The sequence below is a fragment of the Pedobacter nototheniae genome (assembly GCF_032678625.1).
Lineage (GTDB): Bacteria > Bacteroidota > Bacteroidia > Sphingobacteriales > Sphingobacteriaceae > Pedobacter > Pedobacter nototheniae_A.
Genome location: NZ_JAVTSO010000001.1, coordinates 956,778 through 983,054 on the forward strand (window position 1 = coordinate 956,778; position 26,277 = coordinate 983,054).

The following is a 26,277-nucleotide window of genomic DNA, read 5'->3' on the forward strand; positions in this document are numbered from 1 at the left end:
AATTATGAAAACGCCTCTCTTTAGATTAATCCTTTTTGGTTTAATCTTAACACTTTCATCCTGCTATACCATTTACCAGCTTAGCCCTGCAAAGAACAACTTCAACTATAAAAACAATCTGGAATATGAAGTTTACGGAATGAGTTCGGCAAGCCAGCAAGCTACTGGGAATAGCAGGATCGTTGCTAAAAAAGGTTATACTTTTGTTAGTGTGAGGCTGAAAGTGAGTAATAAAACAAATGAAAACGTTGCTCTAGATTTCTCTGAAGTTTCCTTGTTGGATGTTGTAAACATGGTGAAATATCCTGTTTCTTTTGTATACCAAGCTACAGTTGTTGCCTTGCCGGCAAAAAATAAAACAACTTTAGGTCCGCAAAAAAGTTTAAAAAGAATCGTGCTGATTACCTTTCCTGATAAAATGAAGCCTGAAATACTGGAAATCTCAGGCGAAAGGTATGAAATTCAATTTTCAAAGTAAATTACAGGCATTTTAGTTTTATCCTTCCCGGTACTTTTAGTCCCAAAATCCCCATCACATGAATTTATTTCAGGATCTTTATAGCTGCAGCAATTCAGCGGGATGAGTGCATTATGGATAATTTATTAGAATACTGAATTTATTATTTGCCCTACAAGTATTGAAGTAAGTTCTCCAACCTCATTCCTCTTGATCCTTTTAGTAAAACCAGGTTGTTTTTAATTGGATTTTCCTGTAGGTAAACTGCGGCTTCGTCAGGGGTTTTAAAAAACAGGCCTTTAGCATCATCCCGGTAAGCATAAAAATCCTTGCCAATAAAAATTATGGTATTTAGCCCACACTCAAAAGCTTGTTTAACAATTAGTTCGTGCTGTTTTGCCGATTCAGGACCAAGCTCAAACATATCGCCCAAAATAGCTGTCTTTTGCTCAGCTGTTAAAACTGAAATGTTATTTAGAGCAGCGGTCATGCTGCTTGGGTTGGCGTTGTAAAAATCACAAATTACAGTGTTATTTTCCGTTTTAGTAAGTTGAGAACGATTGTTTTTAGGCTGATAATTGGCAAGCCCATTGTTAATCGATTCTGGATTCATATCAAAAAAATCGCCAATACAAATTGCGGCCAAAATATTTTCAAAGTTATAGCTGCCGGTTAACTGGGTTTTAACCACCGATTCCTCCTCATGGTTTGTCCATTCAACTTCAATATATGGATCGCTGCTTTTTAACTTGCCTTTAATGGTGTTTCCGGCCTCTGTACCGTAAAAAATCAGCTTATTTAAATTGGCAGTAACGCTCATTTCCATCAAATAAGCATTATCCCGGTTAATAAAGGTATAACCTTTTGTTGCCTTTAAAAAGGCATAAAGTTCTGCTTTTCCTTTCTTTACCCCTTCAAAACCACCAAAACCATCTAAGTGCGCCATCCCTACATTTGTAATAATGCCATGCGTGGGTTGTGCAATTGTAGAAAGTAATTCTATTTCTTTTTGGTGGTTAGCCCCCATTTCAATAATCGCAATTTCAACATCATTTCGAATTGAAAGTATAGAAAGCGGAACGCCAATGTGGTTATTCAGGTTTCCGAAAGTGGCAAAAGTTTTATAACGTTCGGCTAAAACTGCATTAACCAATTCTTTACTGGTTGTTTTACCATTACTGCCAGTTAAGCCAATAACCGGAATATTAAGTTGCTTACGGTGATGGCGGGCTAAATCCTGTAAGGCAATTAAAACGTCTTCCACTAAAAGACACTGATCATTCATTTTATACGCTTCCTCGTCAATAATGGCAAAAGAAGCGCCATTTTCTAAAGCCTGTGCAGCAAATTCGTTCGCATTAAAGTGTTCGCCCTTAAGCGCAAAAAATAAACTGCCCTGTATAATATTACGTGTATCTGTAGATATTTGAAGGCTTTTAAGGTAGTGGGCGTATAAAATTTCAGTGGTAACCATGCTTTGTGTAAAAAGTATGCGGTAAAATTAAGCTTTCGCAGCAAAAAAAAACAAAATTAGTACATTAGATAAATATATTAGTTTAATAACAGGTTATCTCCTTAAACTAATGTGAACCACTAACCGATCACAACCTATCTAAATGAAAAAAATATTTACGTTCTGTTTAGTTGCAATTGCACTAATCTCTTTCGCGCAAGCCCAAATTAAATCTCCCGATGAATTTTTAGGTTATGAACTTGGTACGCACTTTACGCCCCATTTTAAGGTAGCAGATTATTTCAGGCAAGTTGCAGCGGTTTCAAAGAATGTTAAATTAATAGAGTATGGCAAAACAAATGAAGGCAGGCCCTTAATGGTAGCTTTTGTTTCGTCAGCTGATAACATGAACAGGTTAGAGCAAATCAGAACCAACAACTTACAACTGACAAAGGGTGCTACAAATAATGTTGATTTGAATAGCCAGCCTACTTTATTGTGGCTAAGTTATAATGTGCATGGAAATGAGGCAAATTCGACCGAAACGGCCATGAAGATGTTATATGTTTTATCATCCGGGCAGGACAAACAGGCTAATGAATGGTTAAAAAATACCGTGGTTGTGATAGATCCCTGTTTAAATCCGGATGGCAGAGATCGTTATGTAAATTATTTTAATAGTGTAGTTGGGCAAGTACCCAATCCAGACCCTTCCTCAAGAGAGCATATCGAACCATGGCCAGGTGGGCGATCAAACCATTATTATTTTGATTTAAACCGAGATTGGGCTTGGCAAACCCAGGTAGAAAGTCAGCAAAGATTAGCTTTATATAATCAATGGATGCCTCAGGTACATGTAGATTTTCATGAACAGGGATATAATGAACCCTATTATTTTGCGCCGGCGGCCGAGCCGGTTCATCAGGATATTACACCCTGGCAAAAGAGTTTTCAGGTGGTTGTAGGTAAAAACAACGCTAAGTACTTTGATGAACAAGGTTGGCAGTATTTTACTAAAGAACGTTTCGATTTGCTTTATCCATCTTACGGGGATACTTATCCTTTATATAATGGATCAATAGGTATGACGTACGAGCAAGGTGGGATAAGAGCAGGTTTATCCGTGGTAACCAATGATGGGGATACTTTAACACTTAAAGATCGGATTGCGCATCATTTTACAACGGGCATGTCTACAATTGAGGTAACGGCTCAAAACCATAATAAGTTAATGGAAGAATTTAAAAAATATTTCCAGAACGCGCAGGCAACTCCACCGGGGATTTACAAAAGTTATATAATTAAGCCGGATAACTTATCGAGATTGAAGAAGCTTGCAGCCCTGCTTACCAAAAATAAAATAGAATTTGCATACGGAGGTGAGCGTACAGGCAGAGGTTATGACTACGATACACAAAAAGAAGAAACTTTTAATATCGGTCGTAATGATTTGATTGTTAATGTACAACAATCTCGGGCAGTACTTGCAAATGTTTTATTGGAACCCCAAACGGTTGTAACAGATTCTAATACCTATGATATTACGGCATGGGCATTACCTTATGTATATGGATTAAAAGCTTATGCAAGTAAAGAAAGTATTAAAGGTAAATATGAAACACTTGATGAAATTAAGACCTCATCAACAAGCTTGGATAAACCCCTCGCCTGGTTATTTAACTGGGGTGCTGCAGAAGATGTACAGCTGTTAACAGCATTGCAAAGTGAAAAAATTAAAGTTAGACAGGCAGATTTGCCATTTGCAGTAAGTGGAAAAAGCTATCCGGCTGGTACACTAATTGTTTTACGGGCCGAAAACGAAAAATCGATCAAGGATATAAAAGCAAAAGTAACGCAAATCGCAATAAACTTAGATAAACCATTACAAGCCATAAGCAGCGGTTTTGTTGAAAAGGGAAAAGATTTCGGCTCTTCAGTATACCCTTTATTGAAACAACCAAAAATTGCAGTGGTATCTGGCAATGAAGTATCATCTCTTGCTTTTGGTGAGGTTTGGTTTTATCTGGAGCACGATTTAAAGTTGCAGGCCAGTATTATTAATGCAAAGGATATTAATAGTCTGGATATCAATAAAGTTAATACCCTTATTCTTCCGGATGGTAGTTACGCTAACTTTATAGGAGACGGCTTAACAGCATGGATTAATAAAGGCGGCAAATTAATTTTAATGGAAGATGCAATAGGCAGTGTATTTGAGAAGAAAGGATTTGAAATTAAAAAGAAAGAATTACCAGTTAAAAAAGATGAAAAACCAGAAGTTAGCAAGCTTCTTTTTAAAGATAAGGACAAGGATGACTATGAAAATAGTATTCCAGGCGCTATTTATAAAATTAATTTAGATGCTTCACACCCATTTGCATATGGAATAGGGAAAACTTATTATACATTAAAAACAGACAATAAAATTTACGAACCTTTAGGTAAAGGCTGGAATGTTGGCCAGTTTGGAGATAAAAGCTTAATGGCAGGCATTGTAGGCAAGAAAGTTCGCGACGAATTAAAAACCGGCTTAGTGATTGGTGTTCAGGAGTTTGGGAGAGGGCAGGTTGTTTATTTGGCAAATGATCCGCTGTTCAGGAATTTCTGGGAAAATGGAAAAACGCTTTTCGGAAATATTATTTTCTGTAATTATTAAATTAAATTCTTTGAGAAGTTTAGCATAAAAGTCTAATTACTGAGGCTTAAATGCCATGTCTTTTGTAATATTTCGGATGGCTTTGTCATATTTCGACCTAATTGTTAAAAATTGTTAAAATAAATTTGGTGTTATTGTCAACTAACTATATTTTAGCGTATTATTATTAATCATTAACTAACCTATTTTCAAATTATGAAAAAACTTCTACAAAGTTTGTTCATTCTTATGTTCGTTGCTATAACAGCAATTGCACAAGAAAGAACAATTACTGGTACAGTTACTTCTCAGGATGACAGATTACCTATTCCTGGTGTAAGTGTAAAAGTGAAAGGCACACAATCGGGTGCAGTTACAGATGCTAATGGAAAGTATTCTGTTAAAGTTCCTTCAGGTTCTTCAGTATTAGAATTCACATTTATTGGTTATGCAACGCACAGCAGAACAATCACTGGTTCTGGTGTAATTAATGTTGTTTTAACTTCAGATGCTCAGTCTCTTAATGAGGTTGTAGTTTCTGCTGCGGGTTTAACAGCTCGTAAAAAAGAGCTTGGTAACGCTCAAACAACTCTAAAAAATGATCAGTTAACTCAAGCTAAACCTACAAACATTGTTGCGGGTTTAACGGGTAAGGTTGCTGGTTTAAACATTCAAGGAGTTAGCAGTGGTGTAGATCCTAACTATCGTATTATTTTACGTGGTATGCGTTCAATCACTGGTAATAACCAGGCTTTAATCGTTGTTGATAATGTTATTGTTCCAAATACTGTTTTAAGTAACTTAAATCCTGATGATATTGAAGATTTAACCGTTTTAAACGGTGCGAGTTCTGCAGCTTTATATGGTTCAGCAGCATCAAACGGAGCATTAATCATTACCACTAAAAGAGGTAAAAGAGGCGGAGGCGGTTTAGATATTAAAGTAACGAATACAACTACTTTAGAACAAGTTGCTTTTTTCCCTCAATTACAAAAAGAGTTTGGATCAGGATCTGACAACGATTTACAGATTTATCTTCCTTATGAGAATCAGCAATATGGACCACGCTTTGATGGTATTGTTAGACCAATTGGTCGTCCGCTTCAGGATGGCTCTATTCAGTCTGTACCTTATTCTTATACAGATGGAAAAAATAAATTCTGGGATACAGGTGTAACCAATGTGACAGATTTCTCAATTAACTCTGGTAGTGAAAAAGGATCTTTATATGCATCTGGTCAATACCTTACTTCTACAGGAACTACTCCTGGAGACAAGTATAACAGAGCAACTGTTCGTATCGGTGGTACTCAAAAAATCTCTGACAAAATTGATTTTAACTATTCAACATATTATGCTCAGAATAGAAATGATAAAACTACACAAACAGGAAATATTTACAACTATTTGTTAAATGCGCCGAGTCAGGCTAATTTAACAGATTATAGTGATTGGAGAAATAATCCTTTTGCTAATCCAAATGGTTATTATAACGCATATTATAACAACCCTTATTTTATGGCTGATAATTACAGACAACAAATAAGAAAAGATTATTTTATTGGTAGTGCAGAAATTAAATACAAACCATTAAACTGGTTAGATTTTACAGGTCGTATTGGTATTACTACATTAAATCAATCTTCTAAAAGTTACTCTGATGTATTTATCTACTCTGATTATACAAAAAGTATAAGTGGTTCAAGTGAATATAAAAACCAGGATATCTTAGGTGGTGTAACTGATGCTGCGAACTACAACACTACAATCAGTTCTGACTTCATTGCGCATGCTCAAAAGAAAGTTAACGATTTTAAATTTGACTTAACTGCTTTAGCGCAATTACAAAATAAACAATATAAAACTGTTTCAGCTTCTGTTGCTGGTTTAGTAACCCCAGGGCTTTTCAACTTATCAAATAGTACAAACCCACCAACTGCTGGCGAGGCTAATTACTTATACCGTTCTTATGGTTTAACGGGTAAATTAGATATTGCGTATAAGGATTATTTATTCTTAACGGCAACTGGTCGTAATGACTGGGTTTCTAACTTAGCACCTCAAAACCGTTCGTTCTTCTATCCAAGTGTGTCACTTTCATTTGTTGCAACAGATGCAATCCAGGCATTGAAAGATATTAAAGAAATTGACTTTATTAAATTAAGAGGTGGATGGTCTAAGGTAGGTCAGGTTAACTTAGGTAATGCTAACGATTTTGGAGCTTACTACTTAGAGCCTACATTTGGTCAAGGGTCAGGTTATCCTTACAATGGTAAAGGTGGTTTAACAGTGGGTAATACTTTAATTTCTCCAAGTCTTAAACCTGAGATTACTCAAGGTTTTGAAGCGGGTATTGAGTACAGTTTGATGAAATCAAGAATTTCAGGAACTGCAACTTATTTTAATACAAAAACAACTAATCAAACTATTCCTACTGGAATTTCTAATGCCAGTGGATATTCAGGTTATTTAACGAATACAGGTAAAACAAGTTCAAAAGGTATTGAGTTAGCTTTATCAGTTGTTCCGTTAAGAACTGAAGATTGGGAAATTACTTTAGGTAGTACTTTCACCCATTATGATAATAAAGTACTTGAAATTGGTTCAGGATTAACCCAGTTGACATTAGCTGCTTATGGTGGTTCTGCTGGTTCTTATGCTGTAGAAGGCCAACCTTTCCCAGTAATTCAAGGAAAAACGCATGTACGTGACCCACAAGGAAGAATTATTGTAGATCCAATTACAGGTTATCCTTCTGCAACGGATAACATTAGCGTTCTTGGTCAGGCATCTGCTCCAGATCAGTTGGGCTTAAATATTAATGTTAAATATAAAGGAATTACTTTATATGCATCAGGTGAATACCGTACAGGTAACATAATTTATAACTCAGGTGGTACTACTTTTGACTTTAGTGGAGCTGGTATTAATACAATTGCTTACAACCGCGATCGTTTCGTAATTCCAAACTCTTCTTACCTTTTAAATGGTCAGTATGTACCTAACACAAACATCACAGTTCGTGATGGTGGACCAGGTTACTGGACTATTGCCGGACCAAGAACTGGTATTGATGAAAACTATGTAACTTCTGCTGCTTTCTGGAAAATCAGAGAGATTTCTTTAGCTTGGGATATTCCAAAAAGCTTCTTAATGAAATCAAAAGTGGTTAAAGCTGCTAAAATTAGTGTTCAAGGAAGAAACTTATTCATCTTTTTACCTAAAACTAACGTATATACAGATCCAGAATATAGTGATGGTGATGCATCAAGTAGTGGAAATGCTATTGGTTTAACAGGCTTGAATCAAACGCCTCCATCAAGATTTTATGGAGCTACGCTATCATTAACCTTATAATATTTTAGTTATGAAAAGAAATTTTAAATATATATTCGGGTTACTAATAATTTCATCTGCTTTTTCTTGTAAAAAGGATTTGGATATTAATACTAATCCTAACCAGCCCTTAGCGGCAACGGTAAATACGGTTTTGCCTCAAGCAATTGTGGCAACAGCTAACAATCTTCCGCAATTTAATTTTTATGGTGGCCAGGTAGCTGGTTACTTTGCTAATGGTGGTGGAGTAAGTGGATGGGGTTCAATCATTTCTTATAATTATCAAAATGATGAATTCGCAGCACTTTGGGGAAATACTTATGATATCCTAACGGATGTAAAGTATATTATAGATCAGGCAGGTGCGGATGCAACAAAGAAGGAATTCTCAGCAGCAGCTAAGGTGTTAAAAGCATATAACTTCGAATTATTAGTTGATACTTATAATGATGTGCCGTATACTGAAGCAAATTTAGGTTTGGCTAATATTCAACCTAAATATGATAAAGCAACAGATATCTATAAAAACCTTGCTGATCTTTGCGATCAGGCAATTGCAACTTTTAAAACCGTAACTACTGCTACGCCTGCTTTTGTATCAGCAGATCCACTATATGCTGGAAATGCAACAAAATGGGCCCAATTGGCTAATACCATTAAACTGAAACTTGTTTTAAAAGGACAGGGTAAAGTAACTTTTACCAATACAACTTTTGATGCAATAGGATTTATTTCTGCTGATGCTTTAGTTCAGCCGGTTTATACAAAAATTGCAGGTAAACAAAATCCTACCTGGAATCGTTGGGCTTATGATGCTTCTGGAACAGCAGTAGGAGCAGCAAGTAATTATGCGCTTACGCCTTACATCATGTCATTTTATGACGGTTCTCACATTTCAGATGCTGCTCGTGCAAAAGCGATGTTTAAAACAGGAACTTCAACAGCAGTTAATCAATTAGGATATCAGCTTGCTGATGCTGGTCGTGGTGCTGCCCCAAGTTCATGGTTTGTTGGATCTTCTGCTACAACCTACGACAAAATCGGAGTATTAAAAGGTCCTGATGCAAGTCAGCCTATCATGCTGGCTGCCGAGAGTTACTTTTTACAAGCTGAAGCCAATTTAAAAGGTTTGGTAGCAGGTACCGCATCTACTAATTATGCTTCTGGTATTACTGCTTCTTTTAATTATTTATATATGGATAATACAGGTAGTGTACCTTCTACAAGAAATGTAGCTAATGATGTGCTTACTTATAACACAACAAATGCAGGCAATAGATTAGTAGATTTTACAGCTGCAACAACTGATGCTCAAAAACTGGAAGCAATTATTACACAAAAATATATTGCATTTAATATGACTTTTGGACATGAGGCCTGGAATGAATACAGAAGAACTGGTTATCCATCTATCAAAACTTCAGGTGCTTCAGAATCGGAAACTTTTGTTTCGATTGCATCCCAATCAACTGCAGCAAACAAACTGCCGACCAGAATTCTTTATCCAATTACAGAGTTTAAGTATAATACAGCTAACGTACCAACGGTAGATAAGTACAGTACAAAAATTTTCTGGGCTAAATAGATTGTTAAACTATTAATTTAATAGACATGAAAAAAATTATAAATTTATTCCTATTAGGAGTTCTTGTAACTGGACTTAGTTCTTGTTTAAAGGATAAGTCCTTGACCTTGCCGGATGCCGATGGCGCAATTAAAAACATTGTTGAATTTCAAAATGTTGATTATATTTCGTCAGGAACAAGTAGCATTTATCCTGTATATATTAAGTCATTTGATATTAAACCTACTGGCGAACTTACAATAGCTGTAAATTATGCAGGAGTTGACGCTGCACCTGAAAATATAGCCGTAAAAGTTGCTTTGGATTTAACCATTATAGATAAATATAATGCTAAAATTGTAGCAGATGCGAGAGCTGCAGCTATTATTTTGGGTGAGGATCCAGATGATGCTGAAGATAATGTTCAGGGAGAATTATTTACACCATTAAGTACTGCTTTGTATACGCTTCCTTCTATGGATTTAACAATCCCTGCAGGTCAAAGAACTGCTTCATTTAAAATTGCTTTAAAACCAGATTTATTCTCATTTTCTTTAAAGACAGCATTATCTTTCAAAATTGTTTCTTCTTCTACAGGAACTGTTAGTGGTAATTTTGGAAATATTATTGTTGGTATTGGCGCTAAAAATGCATATGATGGCGTATTTAAATACCAGTCATCTTCTACGCAAACGTTAAGACCAAATGCAAATGATACTGGTTCTAATGCAGCAGAATTAGTGACAAGCGGACCCAATACAGTTACCACGCCCTTAGTAAATTACTATACTGCGCCAGGTAATCTTTTAACATACCAAATAGATCCGGCAACAAATAAAGTAACGGTTTTAAATGGAGGTATTGGAACGCCAATTACTGATCCATCTAGCAACTGGAATCCAACCACTAAGGTGCTTTTTGCAAAATGGACCGCTGGTTCAAGAAAATTTGAAGAGACATATACCTATATTGGCTCAAGATAATTACTGATTTTTCATTACAATAAAAAGGCCGCATCGTGATGCGGCCTTTTTTGTTTTAATATTTTTATTATTTTTCGTAAAATTTGTATTACAATACACTAAATATTATATTAGCCGATTAATCATTTAAACTAATTTAAATTTTATGAAAAAACTTCTACAAAGTTTGTTCGTGATTTTGCTGTTTGCGTCAACCACAATAGCTCAGGAGCGAACCATTTCTGGAAAAGTTACATCAAAAGATGATGGACTTCCTATTCCCGGAGTAAGCGTTAAAGTTATCGATGCACAAGGCGGTGCAATTACAGATGGCCAGGGTCGTTATTCGATAAAAGCTTCCTCACAAGCAAAGATTCAGTTTAGCTCAATTGGTTTTGTTACCCAAACCATTACAGTGGGTGCATCAAACACAGTTAACATTGTTTTCGAAACAGATTCGAAATCGCTTGGTGATGTAGTTGTTGTTGCTTATGGAACTTCAAAAAAAGAAGCTATTACGGGTTCTGTATCAACAATTGGCGCTAAAGATTTAGAAAAAAGAACAGTTACTAACCTAACGGCCGCATTACAAGGATCGGCACCGGGTATTTCTGTTGTTGCTTCTAATGGCCAGCCTGGTAATAATGCAGGTATTCGTATTCGTGGATTCGGTTCTTATTCTTCTTCAAGCAGCCCGCTTATTGTTTTAGACGGTGCAGTTTTTGATGGTAGTATTGGAGATATTAACCAAAACGATATCGAAAGTCTTTCTGTTCTGAAAGATGCATCATCATCAGCCTTATATGGTTCAAGAGGTGCAAACGGTGTGGTAATTATCACCACTAAAAAAGGAAGAGATTCTCAGCCCTCTATTAATGTGAGCTTTAATCAAGGTTTCTCAACCAGAGGTATTCCTGAGTACGATAGATTAAATGCTTATGAGTATTACCCAGCAGTTTGGCAAGGTATTAAAAACAACCTGATGTATTCTGCAACTACTCCGTTAAGTGAAGCTGCAGCTGCAACTAAAGCGAGTACAGATGTGGCGACTAATCTGGTTTACAACCCTTTTAATGTACCTGCGAATCAATTGGTATTGGCAAATGGAACTTTAAATCCAAATGCTTCTTTAATGTACGATGATTTTGATTGGTACAAACCTTTACAAAGAACAGGTAAAAGAACTGATGCCAATATCAGCACTTCAGGACGTACTGAAAAATCAGATTATTTTATTTCATTGGGTTATTTAAATGATCAGGGATTTGTTTTGAAATCTGATTTCCAACGTTTTAATGCTCGTGTTAATGTAAATACACAACTTAAATCTTGGTTAAGAACAGGTTTAAACCTTTCCGGATCAATGTCTGATGCGAATATAGCAAGTGATGCTTCTACAGGTAATGGTTCAAGTTTCTCTAACATATTCAGTTTTGCGCGTAGTATGGGCCCAATTTACCCTATTCACGCGTACGATGCTTCTGGTAATCCAGTTTTCAACTCGATTACACAAGAACAATGGTATGATTATGGTACTTATCCTGGTGCTGTTAACCGTCCATCTGGTGCATCTCCAGGACGTAACGTTGTTTACGAAACGTTGTTGAACGCCAATAGCTACAGAAGAAATTTAATTAGTGGAAGATCTTTTGTTGAAGTTAGATTTCTTAAGGATTTCACCTTTACTCCATCAATTAATATAGATTTGAGAAATAACAATACTGAGTTATTCTGGAATCCAATTGTTGGTGATGGTGCTGGTACTAACGGATACAAATATCAAAGTAATGCCACAACAAGATCTTATACATTCAATCAAATCTTAAACTATAATAAAACGATAGGCTTACACAATATTTCGGCATTGGTTGGTCACGAAAATTATAGCTATAACTTCCGTACTTTCAATGCAGACAGAACAAACCTTGTGGCGCGTGGAAATACAGAGTTAGGTAATTTCGTTTCTTCAAGTAGTTCGGGTGGTAGAGCTGATAATGATAAAATTGAATCTTATTTATCGAAAGTTGGTTATAACTACGATTCAAAATATTATTTTGATGCTTCATTAAGACGTGATGGTTCATCAAGATTTGCGCCTGATCAAAGATGGGGTACCTTCTTTTCATTAGGTGGTTCATGGTCTATTAATAAAGAGAACTTCCTAAAAAGTGCGACCTGGATTGATGACTTAAGATTAAAAGTATCATACGGTCAGGTTGGAAACAATGCGCTGCTTGATGCTAACTCAAATAGCAGGTACTATGGTGACAGAGCTTTCTTCGACTTAGGTTTAAACAGCAATACTGAAGGTGGGGTACTTTTAGCTTCAGTTGCAACACCTACGTTGAGCTGGGAAAAACAAAATACATTGAATACAGGTATTAGCTTTTCATTTTTTGGTAAGAGATTATACGGTGAAATTGAGTACTACAAAAAAAATGTTAACGATTTAATATTCAGTGTACCTCAGCCATTATCATCAGCTGTTCCCAGTATTTATCGTAATATTGGTTCCATGTACAATAAGGGTTTTGAGCTTCAGTTAGGTGGAGATATTATCCGTGATAAAGATTTCTCATGGAATTTAATGACCAACTGGACAATTTTCAAAAACCAAATTACTAAACTTCCTCCTGAAACACCTTTCATTATTAGTGGTACCAAAAGAAGAGAAGTTGGACATAGTATTTATGATTATTGGTTGAGACAATATGCCGGTGTAGATCCAGCTGATGGTTCGGCTTTATACATTCCTGCTGATGGAACTACTGCTGCAAATATCCGTACGGTAAATGGAGTACAATATGTAACCAACCAAACATTTGCAAAATTTGATTATTCTGGTTCAGCAATTCCTGATTTATTAGGCTCATTCACAAATACAATCAATTATAAAGGCTTCTCGTTCTCGTTTTTAATTAACTATCAAATTGGTGGTAAAGCTTACGATGGTGTTTATCAAGGATTAATGAGTACTGGTTCTTATGGTGGTGCATTACACAAGGATATTCTGAATTCATGGACACAAACCAATACTGGCGCCAGCATTCCAAGAGCTGATTATGGTAACTCTACCAATATCAATGCCACGTCCAACAGATGGTTAATTGATGCTTCGTATTGGAACATCCGTAACATTAATTTAGCTTATAACCTTCCTAAAGATTGGTTAGGTAAAATTGATGTTAGAAATGCACGTGTATTTGTAACCGCTGAAAACTTATACCTGCACTCGAAAAGAAAAGGATTAAATCCTTCGGAATCATTTGATGGTGTAAATGGAAATACATACCCACAAAGCAGAACAGTTAGTGTGGGTGTTAACTTATCATTGTAATAATAATTATTAGCGTAGATAGATATATGAAAAAGCTTTTAATAGTTACAGGTTTAATGGCTGCTTTAATTGCGCCAGGCTGTAAAAAAGATTATCTTCAAACCACACCAACCGATCAGGTTGCTTTTGAAGAGGTGTTCAGTTCAACAACAAATGCTAATGCTGTAATTAACGGTATTTACGCATATATGTTTACAAGAACAACAACAACAACAACTAATGCTCAAGGTAAACCAGGTGTTGCTGGTATATTGTTGGGTATTGATTTTATGGGTGAAGATTTACATCAGGCTAATGCAACCTGGTTTACTTCAACAGGAGAAGGAAACTATGTTTCACCTCGTTCTGATACGCATACAAGTAATTTATATTATTACCGTACATTTTTCCGTATGATCAATAATGCAAATTATGTACTTGAAAATATTGATGCGGCAACAGGAACTGATGCTGATAAAAATAGAATTAAGGCCGAGGCTTACACCATAAGGGCTTATTCTTATTCGTATCTGGTACAATTTTATGGAACAAGATACAATGCAGCGGTTAAACCAAATACGCAGTTAGCCGTTCCATTGGTATTAACCAGTAAGGATATCGCTAAACCACGTGTATCAGTTGAAGAGATTTACACTCAAATCATTTCTGATTTAGATAAAGCAATTGCACTAAACTTAACAACCAAAGTAAATAAAACACATGCAGATATTTGGGTTGCCAAAGGTTTGAGAGCCAGGGTTGCTTTAACCATGCAGGATTATCCTAATGCAATAAAATATGCTAAAGATGTAATTGATGGTGGTAAATATCCATTAATGAGTCAGGCAGATTACCAAACAGGATTTAATAACAATAACTTATCTGAGTTTATGTGGTGCGCTATGCCAACTACTGAACAAGGAGATTCATTCGGTTCTTTCTATGCTCAAATTGCTTACAATGCAAACAGTACTTATGAGCGTGGTACACCAAAAATGATCAATTCTAAGTTATATGATCAAATTCCAGAAGGTGATATTAGAAGAAAAATGTGGGAACCTGTTCCAACAACAACTAACTTTCCTTTGCCATCAACATCATTTACCCGTCGCGCGTATATGTCAAGAAAATTCTCTGTTAAAACCGTTGGCGACCCATCATTGGGAGATGTGCCTTGGATGAGAAGTGCTGAAATGTATTTGATTTTAGCTGAAGCATATGCTCGTAATACCCAGGATGGTTTAGCACAAGCAGCATTATTTTCACTGGTTTCTAAGAGGAATTTAACTGCGGCCCAAAGTACTAAAACTGGTTCCGCTTTGGTTGATGAGATTATGTTTAACCGCAGGGTTGAATTATGGGGAGAAGGTTTCAGATACCTTGACTTAAAACGCTTAAACCTTCCATTAGATAGAACATCTGTGCCAAACTATGTTGCTACTTCAGTAAATAATGTTATGAATATTCCAGCGGGAGATCCAAGATTTTTATTCTTTATCCCTCGTGACGAAATTAATGCAAATCCAAATATTGGACCTCAAAATCCATAGATTAATAATGATCGGAGAGGCTGTGAAAGCAGCCTCTTTTAATTAAAATCAAAAAAAATGCCGGAACAATAGTTCCGGCATTTTTTGTTTAATAACTTCTTTTATCTTTTATCTACACTGTATTTTCCAGGCCCTATAAAAGTTAGACCTATAAATACGATGCCCAGCTCTATTGCGTGGGATGCACCTCCTATTCCGTCTCCTTTAGCAAAATGTACAAGTGTTGCTATAGCCATCGTGAAAATTAACAATAAACAGGCAGGCCTGAAAAATAGTCCCACAATTAATAGAAACCCACCGAAGGTTTCTGTTGCTGCAGCCATGAAGCCCCAAAAAACCGGTAAAAAATCTACACCAATCAATTTCATGCTGCCGCCCAGCCCTTCCCAACCATGTACACCCCCAGCTATTTTTGGGAAGCCATGGATAATAAACATCACTCCTAAGCCTAAACGGGTTAAAAGTAGGCCTGTGTTGCGGTATTTACCTAAAGAGTCGAAAATTGCCATTTTATAAATATTTAAATCTAACGTTGTTTGTTTCTATTTCTAATTTAACATTTGCACCTAAAACCATGCTCAGGTTGTTATTTATATGGCCGGTTGGAAAGTTAAAGCAAACCGGATAATTGTACTCCTTCACAATTTCCCAGATAACCTGCTCGGCTGTTTGGCCAAATGAAATTTTTTCTTCTTCAATTTCGTTAAAGGCACCAATAATTAGGCCGCTTAAATTTTTTAATTTACCAGCCCTTTTAAGCATTCTAAGCATTCTGTCAATCGAATATTCGTGCTCACCAACATCTTCCAGGAATAAGATTTTATTTTCAAAATCCATCTCAGAATCTGATCCTTGAATCATGGTAAGCAGGGTAAGGTTTCCTCCTATTAAAACACCCTCACAGAGCCCTGTCCTATTCTTAAAAATACTGGTGTGTTGATATTCTTGCGTTTCTCCAAATAACGCTTTCCTCAAAGATAAGAGCGAGAGTTCTGTCGCTTCTTCAAAAGTGTAGGGCATTTGCCCGTGGATGGATTGGGTGTTTTGTGTAGCAAAAAGGTGTGATAGTATGACCGTTATATCGCTAAAACCAACAAGCCATTTAGGATTTTGGCTAAATTTTGTGAAATCCAAATCATCGATAATGCGGATGGCTCCATATCCGCCCCTTCCACAAATGATGGCTTTAATAGATGTGTCATCTAAAAACTCCTGTACATCTGCGCTGCGTAATTTATCGCTTCCGGCAAATTGATGATGGCTGGCATATACGCTTTTACCCAGCACAACTTCTAAGCCCCAGTTGGTTAAAACCTTAATTCCAAAATCAATAGACTTGGGTAATTTCTTCGCCGGGCAAACAATAGCGATTTTATCTCCTTTTTTTAAATACGGGGGCTGCTTTATCATCTTCAAAACACTTATCTTTGCCAAATTAATAAAAAATGTTTTGGATAATAGTAAAATAAAAAGATATACCGTAACCGCGGCGCTTCCATACACCAATGGACCGGTACACATTGGCCATTTAGCAGGGGTTTATATCCCGGCTGATATTTATGCCCGCTATTTACGCTCCAATAAAAGAGACGTGAAGTTTATTTGCGGTTCTGATGAAAATGGAGTACCCATTACTTTAAAAGCTAAAAGAGAAGGTGTAACTCCACAGCAAATCGTAGATAAATATCATAAAATTATCGGCGATTCTTTCAGAGAATTTGGTGTATCCTTCGATATTTATCACCGTACCTCTTCTCTAACCCATCACCAAACGGCTGCTGATTTCTTCGAGACCTTATACAAAAAAGGTGTTTTTACAGAAGAAGTAACCGAACAATATTACGATGAAAGCGCGAAACAATTCCTCGCAGATCGTTATATTACAGGTACTTGTCCAAAATGTGGCAATGAAAATGCTTATGGCGATCAATGTGAGAATTGTGGTTCTACATTAAATGCTACAGACCTGATTAATCCAAAATCTACTTTATCAGGAAATAAACCTGTACTAAAAGAAACTAAAAACTGGTTTTTACCGCTGGATAAGTACGAAGACCGATTAAGAGAATATATCGAAAGTCACAAAGAATGGCGCCCGAATGTGTACGGACAGTGTCAAAGCTGGCTAAATGCAGGTTTACAACCAAGAGCCATGACCCGCGATTTAGATTGGGGAATCAGGGTTCCGGTACGTGGAGCAGAAGGAAAAGTTCTTTATGTTTGGTTTGATGCTCCTATAGGTTATATTTCGGCAACTAAAGAGCTTTGTAACTATGCGAAATTAGATGTCTGGAATCCCAAAGCTGAAGAATATTATATCAGTAACGTGGAGACAGATAAGTGTGGCTGGGAAGAGTACTGGAAAGATGAAGACACCAAACTGGTTCATTTTATCGGGAAAGATAATATTGTTTTTCATTGCATTATTTTTCCGGCTATGCTAATGGCTCACGGAGATTACATCCTGGCAGATAATGTTCCGGCAAATGAATTTTTAAACCTCGAAGGACAAAAAATCTCAACTTCAAAAAACTGGGCAGTATGGCTTAATGAATATCTGAGAGAATTTGAGGGGAAACAAGATGTTTTACGTTATGTATTAACAGCCACTGCACCCGAAACTAAGGATAATGACTTTACCTGGAAAGATTTTCAGGCAAGAAATAATAATGAGTTGGTTGCCATTTTAGGTAATTTTGTAAACCGTGTGGTGGTACTTACTCATAAATATTTCAATGGTATAGTACCAACAGTTATGGGAATTATGCCCGAAGACCAGGCTGTAATTGATGATCTGGCAACTTACCCAGCAAAAATTTCTGCTTCAATTGAAAATTACCGCTTTAGGGAAGCCCTTTCTGAAGTGATGAATGTTGCCCGTTTGGGCAATAAATACTTAGCTGAAACTGAACCTTGGAAAGTTATTAAAACGGATGAAGATCGGGTTCGCACCATTTTAAATATTGCCTTACAAATAGCTGCAAATATTCAGATTCTAATAGAGCCATTTTTGCCATTTACTGCAGAAAAATTAATGAAAATGCTTAAAAATGGTGGTCAGATTTGGGAAGATGCTGGCGCAATTAATCTGCTAAAAAGAGGGCATGAAATTGGTGAGGGTGAATTGTTATTTGAAAAAATCGAAGATGCTGCTATCGACTTTCAGATTGATAAATTAAACCAAAGTAAGGCAAGTAATAATGCAGCAGCAGTTGAAGCCATTCCAGCAAAAGAAAACATTCAGTTTGATGATTTCTCTGCGATGGATATCCGTGTTGCTACTATTGTGGCCGCAGAAAAGGTAGAAAAAACGAAAAAGCTATTAAAACTGACCGTTAATACGGGAATGGACGAACGTACTGTTGTATCAGGTATAGCAGAATATTATAAGCCCGAAGATATTGTTGGTACGCAGGTAAGCATGATCGTTAACCTGGCTCCAAGAGAAATAAAAGGAATTTTATCACAGGGAATGATTTTAATGGCTGAAAATTCAGAAGGAAAACTTACTTTTGTGGCGCCAACTCAAAAATTTGAAGAAGGCAGTGTGATCAGATAGTCACATACAGGTCCCGTAGTTCAACGGATAGAATAGAAGTTTCCTAAACTTTAGATATGAGTTCGATTCTCGTCGGGACCACCCTTATTGCCAGTAGTTATGTATAACTGCTGGCTTTTTTATTAGTCTTAGAAAAGGAACTAACCGTAAGTCTTCATAATTTTCAAATCGTAAGAATTAAATTCTTTTAGGTGGCGGTTCAGCGAATCAGAATCCTGATTTAATTGCATCCAGGTAATGCTGTTTATTGGTCTTGCCAAAGGTAATATCATGACATTCATTGAAACTTACAAACAACTTTAGTGCGTTTATAAACTTTGCTAATACCTGCTTGTCTATTTCAATCTCCTCGAAATGGATATTATGTACCATGAGGACCTTCTTTTTTCGGTCAGCTTTGGCATCCATTCTGGCAATAAATACTTCTCCTGCCAACACTGGAAGCGAAAAGTAACCATAGCGTCGTTTAGGCGCGGGTACGAAACATTCGATCTGGTAATCGAACCCGAAAAAACCGAAAAGCCTATGGCGGAAAACATTTACGACATCAAAGGGGGAAAGAATGAAAACCTCATCTGAAATATCTATATCTAATTTTTGCTCCGCAAGCATATATAATTGACCTTTTATCCCATCCACATTAACCAATATAACTGTAGCCTTTTGAACCATTTTTTCCAATTCAACTTTGACCAGGTTGCCCTTTACACGCCTGGCACGCCAGGCAATTTCTTTTACCGAAGCAATTCCCAGCGCGCTCAGTGTTTTTCGGATGACAAACCTTGCAAATTCTTCTGCAGTTGGGGTCGAAAGGTTGGTCTCCTCTGGTACGAGATTCAAAGGTACATCATATGATTTATGGAATTTCCGGTCACGCGTAATCATCAATCGGCCTTCTAAGTATAACCTTTCTAAGGCAATCTTTGCCGGCCTCCAATCCCACCATCCTGTACTCGCCTCAATCCTGTCGTTTTCAAAATCTCCAACCATCACCGGTCCATCACGCTCCACTCTATCCATAATCTCTTCCATCAGGTTGAGCATTGGCTTATCTAATGTTTTGCTATTTGCTTTAAAGGCCTCTTTAATCGGGAGGGAAAAGCGGAAGTCATCCATTGGGAGATAACCCGCATCAGAAGTAAGGTATTCAAATATTTTGCCCTCTTCGCAAAGTTCAGCAAGCCACCGGATCTGATAATCAGGCACCCTTGTAAAGAGCATATGATGGTGAGCACGCTCCACTACATAGTTGGTGTCCAGTTGCACAAAACCAAGGTGGCTAATCAGCTTGTAAACTGCCGATATGCCATAACCAAATTGTGCAGGGCGCGCAAGTCCGGCTGCATTAAGGATGATTCTGCGCGCCAACGATTTAGAAATATTAACTGGTTCCATTAGAATAAAAATAGTCAAAATTTACAAGTGCCGAAAATGATCAGAGGATAACGGTTTTTAATATTGAATTATTATTTTTGATTTGATGCAACGTTCAAATGGTTCTAAGCGTCTTTATTTTAATCCTTAAACTCTAAATTAAAATGAAAATCAAATTCTCCGCAATTCTGGTATTACTCTTTTCTGTAATTACGCTGCAGGCCCAGAAAAAACTACCAATTATAAAAGCAACTTCCCTAAGCGTGGATATTAAGGACGATAATTATCCGGTACGCAAAAATGCATGGACGGTTGTGCCTAAGGAAAAACTGGATGTTTACACAACATCAGCTAAAAAGGTAACTTTCTATACCGATTTAGAATCAATTTCTTTTAATGTGGATCCCAAAGTTGGGCAGTACGATTTTATTATTTTGGTTAACGGAAAAGATACGGCAAGAACCCAGGTAAAGTATGATATAAAAGCACCCAACAGACAACCTATAGCTTATCTGGATACGCTCCGGAAAGCTGCCAAATATAACTTATCCGATCAGCGTGAGGTTCCGGACTTTACTTACCAATCTATGGACGATCCAAACCTGGCTCGAATTAGAAATGACCTTAAACTCGATTCTGTTGCGGGCAAGGGAAACGAACTCTCGAAAGTTTTCAATCTGTTGCATTGGGTGCATAACCTGATCAGGCACGATGGGAGCAGCAATAATCCAACCCTTAAAAATGCAATAGACCTTATAAAGGTGTGCAGGGAAGAAAACCGGGGCGTAAACTGCAGGATGCTGGCAACAGTTCTGAATGAATGTTACCTGTCTATGGGAATTACTTCCAGGTATATTACCTGCATGCCCAAAGAAACCAATTTTGATGATTGTCATGTAATAAATATGGTATATATCAAGGATCTGAACAAATGGATCTGGATTGATCCAACCTTCGATTCTTATGTGATGGATGAAAAAGGAGGTTTGCTTGGTATACAGGAAGTAAGGGAAAGATTAATTAAAGGCATGCCTTTGGTGCTGAATGCAGATGCTAACTGGAACCGGACTTCACTTCAAACCAAAGAATATTATTTGCAAACCTATATGGCAAAAAACCTTTACCGCTTGGAAACGCCTCTGGTAAGCCAGTATGATACTGAAACCTGGACCAAAGGAAAACAAATTGAATATGTAGAGTTGCTTCCCTTAGATGGCATTGTTCAGGGGCCACAAAAAAAAGAAACTACCTACGATAAAACCGGGGTTAAGTTCGTTAATTATAAAACAAATAACCCTAATTTATTCTGGACAACGCCTAAATAATTAATAACGGATTGCATAGAAAATATTGGTATTTGTAAGTATTTTGAATTAATTAATCAATTTATAATTGTATGTAACTTTTCACCCTGATTCTTCTTAATTAAAAACACTTATGAAAAGGGAAAATTCTATCGAAATAAATAACCTCAGGATTATCAGGCAGAGACCACTTCATTTTTTTATTCAACTGGCCTTAGCTTTTTCATTATTCATTTTTAGCAAGTCAGCTGCACAGTCAACAGTGCAAAATCGAATCAGGCAGGTTGAAAATGGTCTGACAGAAAATCTTCAGACTGGGGATTCCGGACCAATGAATTTGCAGGAGCGAATGAAGTACTATAAGGTAAACGGCCTGAGCATTGCGGTAATAAAAGATTATAAAATAGACTTTGTAAAAGCCTATGGCATGGCTAATGTAGCCTTGAAAATTCCTGTAAGTGATCAAACACTTTTTCAGGCAGCATCCATCAGTAAATCAATAAATGGCGTAGCAATATTGAAACTTTTTAAGGATCGCAATCTGGATTTATACGCAGATATTAATGACTATCTGAAAAGCTGGAAATTTCCATATGATTCATTGTCTAACGGGAAGAAAATTAATACGGCAAACCTACTTAGTCATACTGCTGGGTTAAATGTTCATGGTTTTGGTGGTTATGAGCAAGGGAAGCCGCTCCCTTCATTAATAGAGATTTTAGACGGTAAATCGCCTGCCAATTCTGATGCCGTACGGACTGTGTCGCCTCCTGGGGTGAGGCAGCAATACTCGGGAGGGGGAGTAACCATTACTCAATTGATGCTAACAGATATTGCTGGAGAACCTTATGAAAAGTATTTGGCTGAGCAGGTGTTAAAACCCTTGGGAATGTTTAATAGTACTTTCTCCCAACCGCCTTTAAAAGTGAGAAAAGAATTGTTCTCAAACGGTTATGATGTGGATGGTAAAGAGATTCCTGGTAAATATCATATCTATCCGGAGCAAGCTGCCGCTGGTTTATGGACTAACCCCACAGAGTTAGCTAAATATATTATTGAAACGCAGCTTTCCTATGAAGGGAAATCATGTAAGGTACTCGATCAGAATAGTACCCGCTTACGCCTCAATCCATATATGAATAAGGACGGAGCTGCCTTAGGTGTTTTTATCGAAGATTATGATGGCGTGAAATACTTTGGTCACGGGGCTGCAAATGAAGGGTTCAGAGGCGGATATTACGGAAGTTTAGAGGGTGGAAATGGTTTGGTAGTGATGGTAAATTCAGATAATGGAGAAATTATTCAGGAGCTAATCAACAGCATTTCTACCGTATACGGGTTTAAAGGTTTAAATAAAACCAAAAAAATTACGCTTGCCGAAGTTTCAGATAACGACCTGGATAGTTATTTAGGAAAATACCAGCTTAAGCCACAACTTGTGTTAACCATTAGCCGGGAGGGTAAGAAGCTTTATGTTCAGGCAACCGGGCAATCCAGAATCGAAGCTTTTGCAGAAACAAATAACAAATTCTTTTTTAAAGTAATTCAGGCAAGAATGGAGTTTGTAAAAGATGAGCATGGCTTGATAAAGGAAATGATTTTTACACAAGGGCCAACGATCCATGCAAAGAAACTGTAATTGTTTGCCTTTTAATTATTGACCTACAAATTAAATGCTTAATAATAACCAATTTTCAAAACAGAACTTTATTGAAAGGCACTAAAATTCCAGGAGGCGACGATCTTTTAGATCATAAAATTTGTTGATCGGATTATAAATTTGATTTAATTTATTGATTGAGTTTGTGTGAAACAGCGATTTAAATTTTGCCGTTCTTCGTCATTAAGTGGAATCAGATTTTCGATTAATGGGATCAGGAATCCGACATTATCTAATTGTAAATGAATCAGGCTTAGGATTAACCGTTCCTGAAGATCATTAAGCCCCTTGAATATTCGGGGTTGAATGCAGTAAAGCTCCTTTATTACCTCAATAAATTGTTGTTTGGCTTGTCCTTCTTTTTCACTTAACCCAAATGTAGGCAAGCTGTTGCTAAGCTCAAACCTGTAGATTAATTCTACTGCCGCATTTTCTTTAACAAAGGCCTTTTGCTTCAAGCTAACAATTTTCTGAAGGCACTTAATTAACTGTCTGAAAATTGGGCTTTGCGGGTTCGAACCAAATAAATCTCCACTCTGTTCAACATCATTAAAATTGAAATTGTTGAAATAGTCTGATTCGATATATACACTATGGTAGAAATTAATGGCATTGTTATTAAAAGAAGTGAGTTGTTTAAAAACTTCTTTTTTATCACTGTTTAAAAAATAATAGTAAAACTTATCACCAATTTTTTCATTCCAGCGAACAAAGGTAATTGTAAAATTGAAGCGCGAGGCAGAGGCATCTGAAATTTCCGTTTCACTACGCTCATGGTCTGCTAAAATATCATCATACTCAATGGGTTCACCGTTAATACACAATTTAAACTGCTGCTTGCTATTGAGCAGCAGAAACCATCCAAATTCGTGTTTAAGGTAGTTAATAAAAGATTCAGCGGAAAAAGAGTAGGCCGTAACACCAAAAAGATTAATCAATTTCAACTTTGTACCGGTTTGCATTACGGTTGACATCTTTTGGTGGTCATCGTGGTAGAAATCTTTATTAGCCGCATGAATGCTTACCTCGTAATTAATGTAATTGCCAGAGGTTTCATCAAAATAAGTGGTATCCCAGATGGCTGTTTGGGCAAAAGCAATAAAAGAGAAACGACCTTTTCCTTTTTTACCTCTTATATAAGATGAACGATGTTCTGCACCTCTCTTCAACGAATCTAAAAAAGCACCAAAAGTTTGATGTAAATGATTAAGGTTAATACCACTCCCATTGTCGATAATTTCGATAGAAGGAATGAAATCAATTTCATTGGTGTCGAATATAAGATTAACATTTGTTGCGCCGGCATCAAAACCATTCCAGATCAATTCTGATATGGCTTCCATATAATCTTTAGTAATTCCAGAAAAATCTACACTGTTATTGTTGATGCTTACCTTATTTTCCATACAATTCTGTTAAAGAGTTTGCAATTTACTAATTTACTTAGTAATATTTGGCCGGTGGAATAATTTTTATCCTGTTTTGTACCCGGTATTTATTCCTTTTAAAGGTGTGATTGGGATTCATGGATTTTCCACCTGTCCATTTAAGCCCCAAAGCGGCTGCTTAAGGGTTTAAAAATGTAGTCTATTGGTCGTTTATGGCAGTTTTATGATATTTTTTGTCTTTTAAAAACCTTTTTGGTAGTTTGTTGGTTTTATTTGCCAATAGCTGCTCAATGTTGTGCTCATTAAATGCCCTTATTGCTTTTGATGGTTTATGCTTTAAGGCGGGCAGCAAACGAAACAGGCATACCATTAAAACGGATTAGTTTGGAAACACAAAAAAAATACAACTCAGCACAAAAGTCTTTTCTTCCTAAGCTGCTGCTCATCCTGGTACTGGCATTGTTGCTTGGTGCAGAAGGTTATTTCGGCTTCAGGTTGCACCAGCTTTCCGATCAACAGGAGCAAATTAAGGAAGATTATTCCAACATCAACAACATTACCTACGGGCTGTTCTCGGTACAGCGCTGGAAAGATAATGTATCCAGAATTGTACATCATCAGGTACGTAACCTAAAGATGACCGGGAAACAAAAAAAAGTGCTGCAAACAGAAGTTGAAGAAGTATTAATAGCCTTAATTAACAAAGCCGAAGCGTTGGTAAATAAACCAAAAAAAACACTGAGTGGAAAAATTCAGAAGTTTGCAATCCGGAATTTTGTAAACACTGATAGTATAAAAGCACAGGTGCCGGGCTTTGCTAAAAAGATTATAGCCGAGGTAGACAATCCCCAAAATAAGCATCAGTTAAGTAAAATGGCCATTGGCGAATTTAATGAACTGGCGAATGAAGAAAAATTGGATAGTGCATTTTTGGCCAATAGTAAGGTGATAAAGGCTTTGTATCAGAAATACCAGGTAACCTCTACCGGGGAGCTTAATAAAAAGCTGGTCGCTTCGCTTGGTAATATCCGCACACAAACCTATGGTTATTCTTTTGGTATGCTTGGCTGTATTGTAGTTGTGCTTGCTTTTTGGTGGGGACTTCGCCGCCGCCGCGACCTGCATGTTGCGCTCTTTGTTATGTCGCTGCTTTTTGCCTTTATTTTGCTGGCCGTGGGGCTTACAGCGTCAATGATTGAGGTAGATGCCCGCATCCGGTCGCTTGATTTTGTACTGCTGGGCGAGCATGTGCGTTTTGAAGATCAGGTACTGTTTTTTCAAAGCAAAAGCATTATGGATGTGGTTCGGGTGCTGATTGGGCAACCGGGCATTGATTCGATTTTAGTGGGGATATTGATATTGGTATTTAGTATACTTTTTCCGGTGGTTAAACTAAGCTCAACCGGAATACACCTGCTGGGTGGTAAAAGACTGGCTGAAAATGGCATTGTTAAGTACTTCGCGTTCCAATCGGGCAAGTGGAGCATGGCTGATGTAATCGTAATTGCCATCCTGATGGCTTATATCGGCCTGAATGGTTTGCTGGAAGGACAGCTTCAGGCGCTTAATATTAAGAATGATTCATTAACCATTCTTACTACCAATAACACTGCCCTGCAACCGGGATATATTATATTCATCAGTTTTGTGCTTTATGGACTTATTCTTTCTACAATACTGAAGTTTATTACACCAAATGATGCCCATTAAAGCCCGTTT

16 protein-coding genes and 1 tRNA gene are annotated in these 26,277 nt (G+C 37.0%); 12 read left to right on the top strand and 5 right to left on the bottom strand.

Features of this window, described 5'->3' with window-relative positions; translation table 11 throughout:
- Nucleotides 1-4 precede the first annotated feature (4 nt).
- The gene (locus R2Q77_RS04375; protein ID WP_316802485.1) at nucleotides 5-478 is read left to right on the top strand and encodes a hypothetical protein; all 474 of its coding nucleotides are present in this window, start codon (nucleotides 5-7) and stop codon (nucleotides 476-478) included.
- 151 nt (nucleotides 479-629) lie between these two features.
- Here R2Q77_RS04375 and R2Q77_RS04380 read toward each other — a convergent pair whose 3' ends face one another.
- Nucleotides 630-1,931, bottom strand: coding sequence for a UDP-N-acetylmuramoyl-tripeptide--D-alanyl-D-alanine ligase (locus tag R2Q77_RS04380; protein ID WP_316802486.1), 1,302 nt, complete (start codon nucleotides 1,929-1,931; stop codon nucleotides 630-632).
- A 142-nt stretch (nucleotides 1,932-2,073) separates the two neighbouring features.
- Between R2Q77_RS04380 and R2Q77_RS04385 the strand changes: the two genes are divergently transcribed.
- The 6 genes from R2Q77_RS04385 (at nucleotide 2,074) to R2Q77_RS04410 (ending at nucleotide 15,273) form a co-directional block, all read left to right on the top strand.
- Nucleotides 2,074-4,566: a M14 family metallopeptidase gene (locus R2Q77_RS04385; protein ID WP_316802487.1), complete on the top strand. Its 2,493-nt coding sequence runs from the start codon at nucleotides 2,074-2,076 to the stop codon at nucleotides 4,564-4,566.
- A 195-nt stretch (nucleotides 4,567-4,761) separates the two neighbouring features.
- Nucleotides 4,762-7,902 (top strand): SusC/RagA family TonB-linked outer membrane protein, encoded by a 3,141-nt coding sequence (locus R2Q77_RS04390; protein ID WP_316802488.1) that lies wholly within the window; start codon nucleotides 4,762-4,764, stop codon nucleotides 7,900-7,902.
- Nucleotides 7,903-7,912: 10 nt separating this feature from the next.
- Nucleotides 7,913-9,466: a SusD/RagB family nutrient-binding outer membrane lipoprotein gene (locus R2Q77_RS04395; RefSeq protein ID WP_316802489.1), complete on the top strand. Its 1,554-nt coding sequence runs from the start codon at nucleotides 7,913-7,915 to the stop codon at nucleotides 9,464-9,466.
- 26 nt (nucleotides 9,467-9,492) lie between these two features.
- The gene (locus R2Q77_RS04400) at nucleotides 9,493-10,428 is read left to right on the top strand and encodes a DUF1735 domain-containing protein (RefSeq protein WP_316802490.1); all 936 of its coding nucleotides are present in this window, start codon (nucleotides 9,493-9,495) and stop codon (nucleotides 10,426-10,428) included.
- Nucleotides 10,429-10,573: 145 nt separating this feature from the next.
- Nucleotides 10,574-13,744, top strand: a complete 3,171-nt coding sequence (locus tag R2Q77_RS04405; protein WP_316802491.1) for a TonB-dependent receptor — start codon at nucleotides 10,574-10,576, stop codon at nucleotides 13,742-13,744.
- 26 nt (nucleotides 13,745-13,770) lie between these two features.
- Complete coding sequence (locus R2Q77_RS04410) at nucleotides 13,771-15,273, top strand: RagB/SusD family nutrient uptake outer membrane protein (protein ID WP_316802492.1); 1,503 nt, start codon at nucleotides 13,771-13,773, stop codon at nucleotides 15,271-15,273.
- A 101-nt stretch (nucleotides 15,274-15,374) separates the two neighbouring features.
- Here the strand turns inward: R2Q77_RS04410 and R2Q77_RS04415 are convergent, their stop codons facing one another.
- Together R2Q77_RS04415 and R2Q77_RS04420 are read right to left on the bottom strand one after the other, a co-directional pair.
- On the bottom strand, nucleotides 15,375-15,782 hold the full coding sequence (locus R2Q77_RS04415; protein ID WP_316802493.1) for a DoxX family protein: 408 nt from the start codon (nucleotides 15,780-15,782) through the stop codon (nucleotides 15,375-15,377).
- Nucleotide 15,783: 1 nt separating this feature from the next.
- Nucleotides 15,784-16,683, bottom strand: coding sequence for an LD-carboxypeptidase (locus R2Q77_RS04420; protein ID WP_316802494.1), 900 nt, complete (start codon nucleotides 16,681-16,683; stop codon nucleotides 15,784-15,786).
- Nucleotides 16,684-16,723: 40 nt separating this feature from the next.
- On the opposite strand from R2Q77_RS04420, the gene metG reads away from it, so the two are divergent.
- Both metG and R2Q77_RS04430 read left to right on the top strand, forming a co-directional pair.
- Nucleotides 16,724-18,832: a methionine--tRNA ligase gene (gene metG, locus R2Q77_RS04425; protein ID WP_316802495.1), complete on the top strand. Its 2,109-nt coding sequence runs from the start codon at nucleotides 16,724-16,726 to the stop codon at nucleotides 18,830-18,832.
- 9 nt (nucleotides 18,833-18,841) lie between these two features.
- Nucleotides 18,842-18,913: transfer RNA gene (locus R2Q77_RS04430), tRNA-Arg, on the top strand.
- Between the two features lie 126 nt (nucleotides 18,914-19,039).
- On the opposite strand, the gene R2Q77_RS04435 is transcribed toward R2Q77_RS04430, so the two are convergent.
- Entirely contained in the window at nucleotides 19,040-20,227 is a 1,188-nt protein-coding gene (locus tag R2Q77_RS04435; RefSeq protein ID WP_316802496.1) for a winged helix-turn-helix domain-containing protein, read from the bottom strand.
- Between the two features lie 143 nt (nucleotides 20,228-20,370).
- Between R2Q77_RS04435 and R2Q77_RS04440 the strand changes: the two genes are divergently transcribed.
- Complete coding sequence (locus R2Q77_RS04440; protein ID WP_316802497.1) at nucleotides 20,371-21,531, top strand: transglutaminase domain-containing protein; 1,161 nt, start codon at nucleotides 20,371-20,373, stop codon at nucleotides 21,529-21,531.
- Between the two features lie 112 nt (nucleotides 21,532-21,643).
- Nucleotides 21,644-23,149 carry a serine hydrolase gene (locus R2Q77_RS04445; protein WP_316802498.1) on the top strand — a complete coding sequence of 502 codons (1,506 nt, stop codon included), beginning with the start codon at nucleotides 21,644-21,646 and terminating at the stop codon, nucleotides 23,147-23,149.
- 146 nt (nucleotides 23,150-23,295) lie between these two features.
- On the opposite strand, the gene R2Q77_RS04450 is transcribed toward R2Q77_RS04445, so the two are convergent.
- Entirely contained in the window at nucleotides 23,296-24,576 is a 1,281-nt protein-coding gene (locus tag R2Q77_RS04450; RefSeq protein ID WP_316802499.1) for an ATP-binding protein, read from the bottom strand.
- 366 nt (nucleotides 24,577-24,942) lie between these two features.
- On the opposite strand from R2Q77_RS04450, the gene R2Q77_RS04455 reads away from it, so the two are divergent.
- A complete protein-coding gene (locus R2Q77_RS04455; protein ID WP_316802500.1) occupies nucleotides 24,943-26,268 on the top strand; it encodes a paraquat-inducible protein A in 1,326 nt (441 codons plus the stop codon).
- Nucleotides 26,269-26,277: the final 9 nt, after the last annotated feature.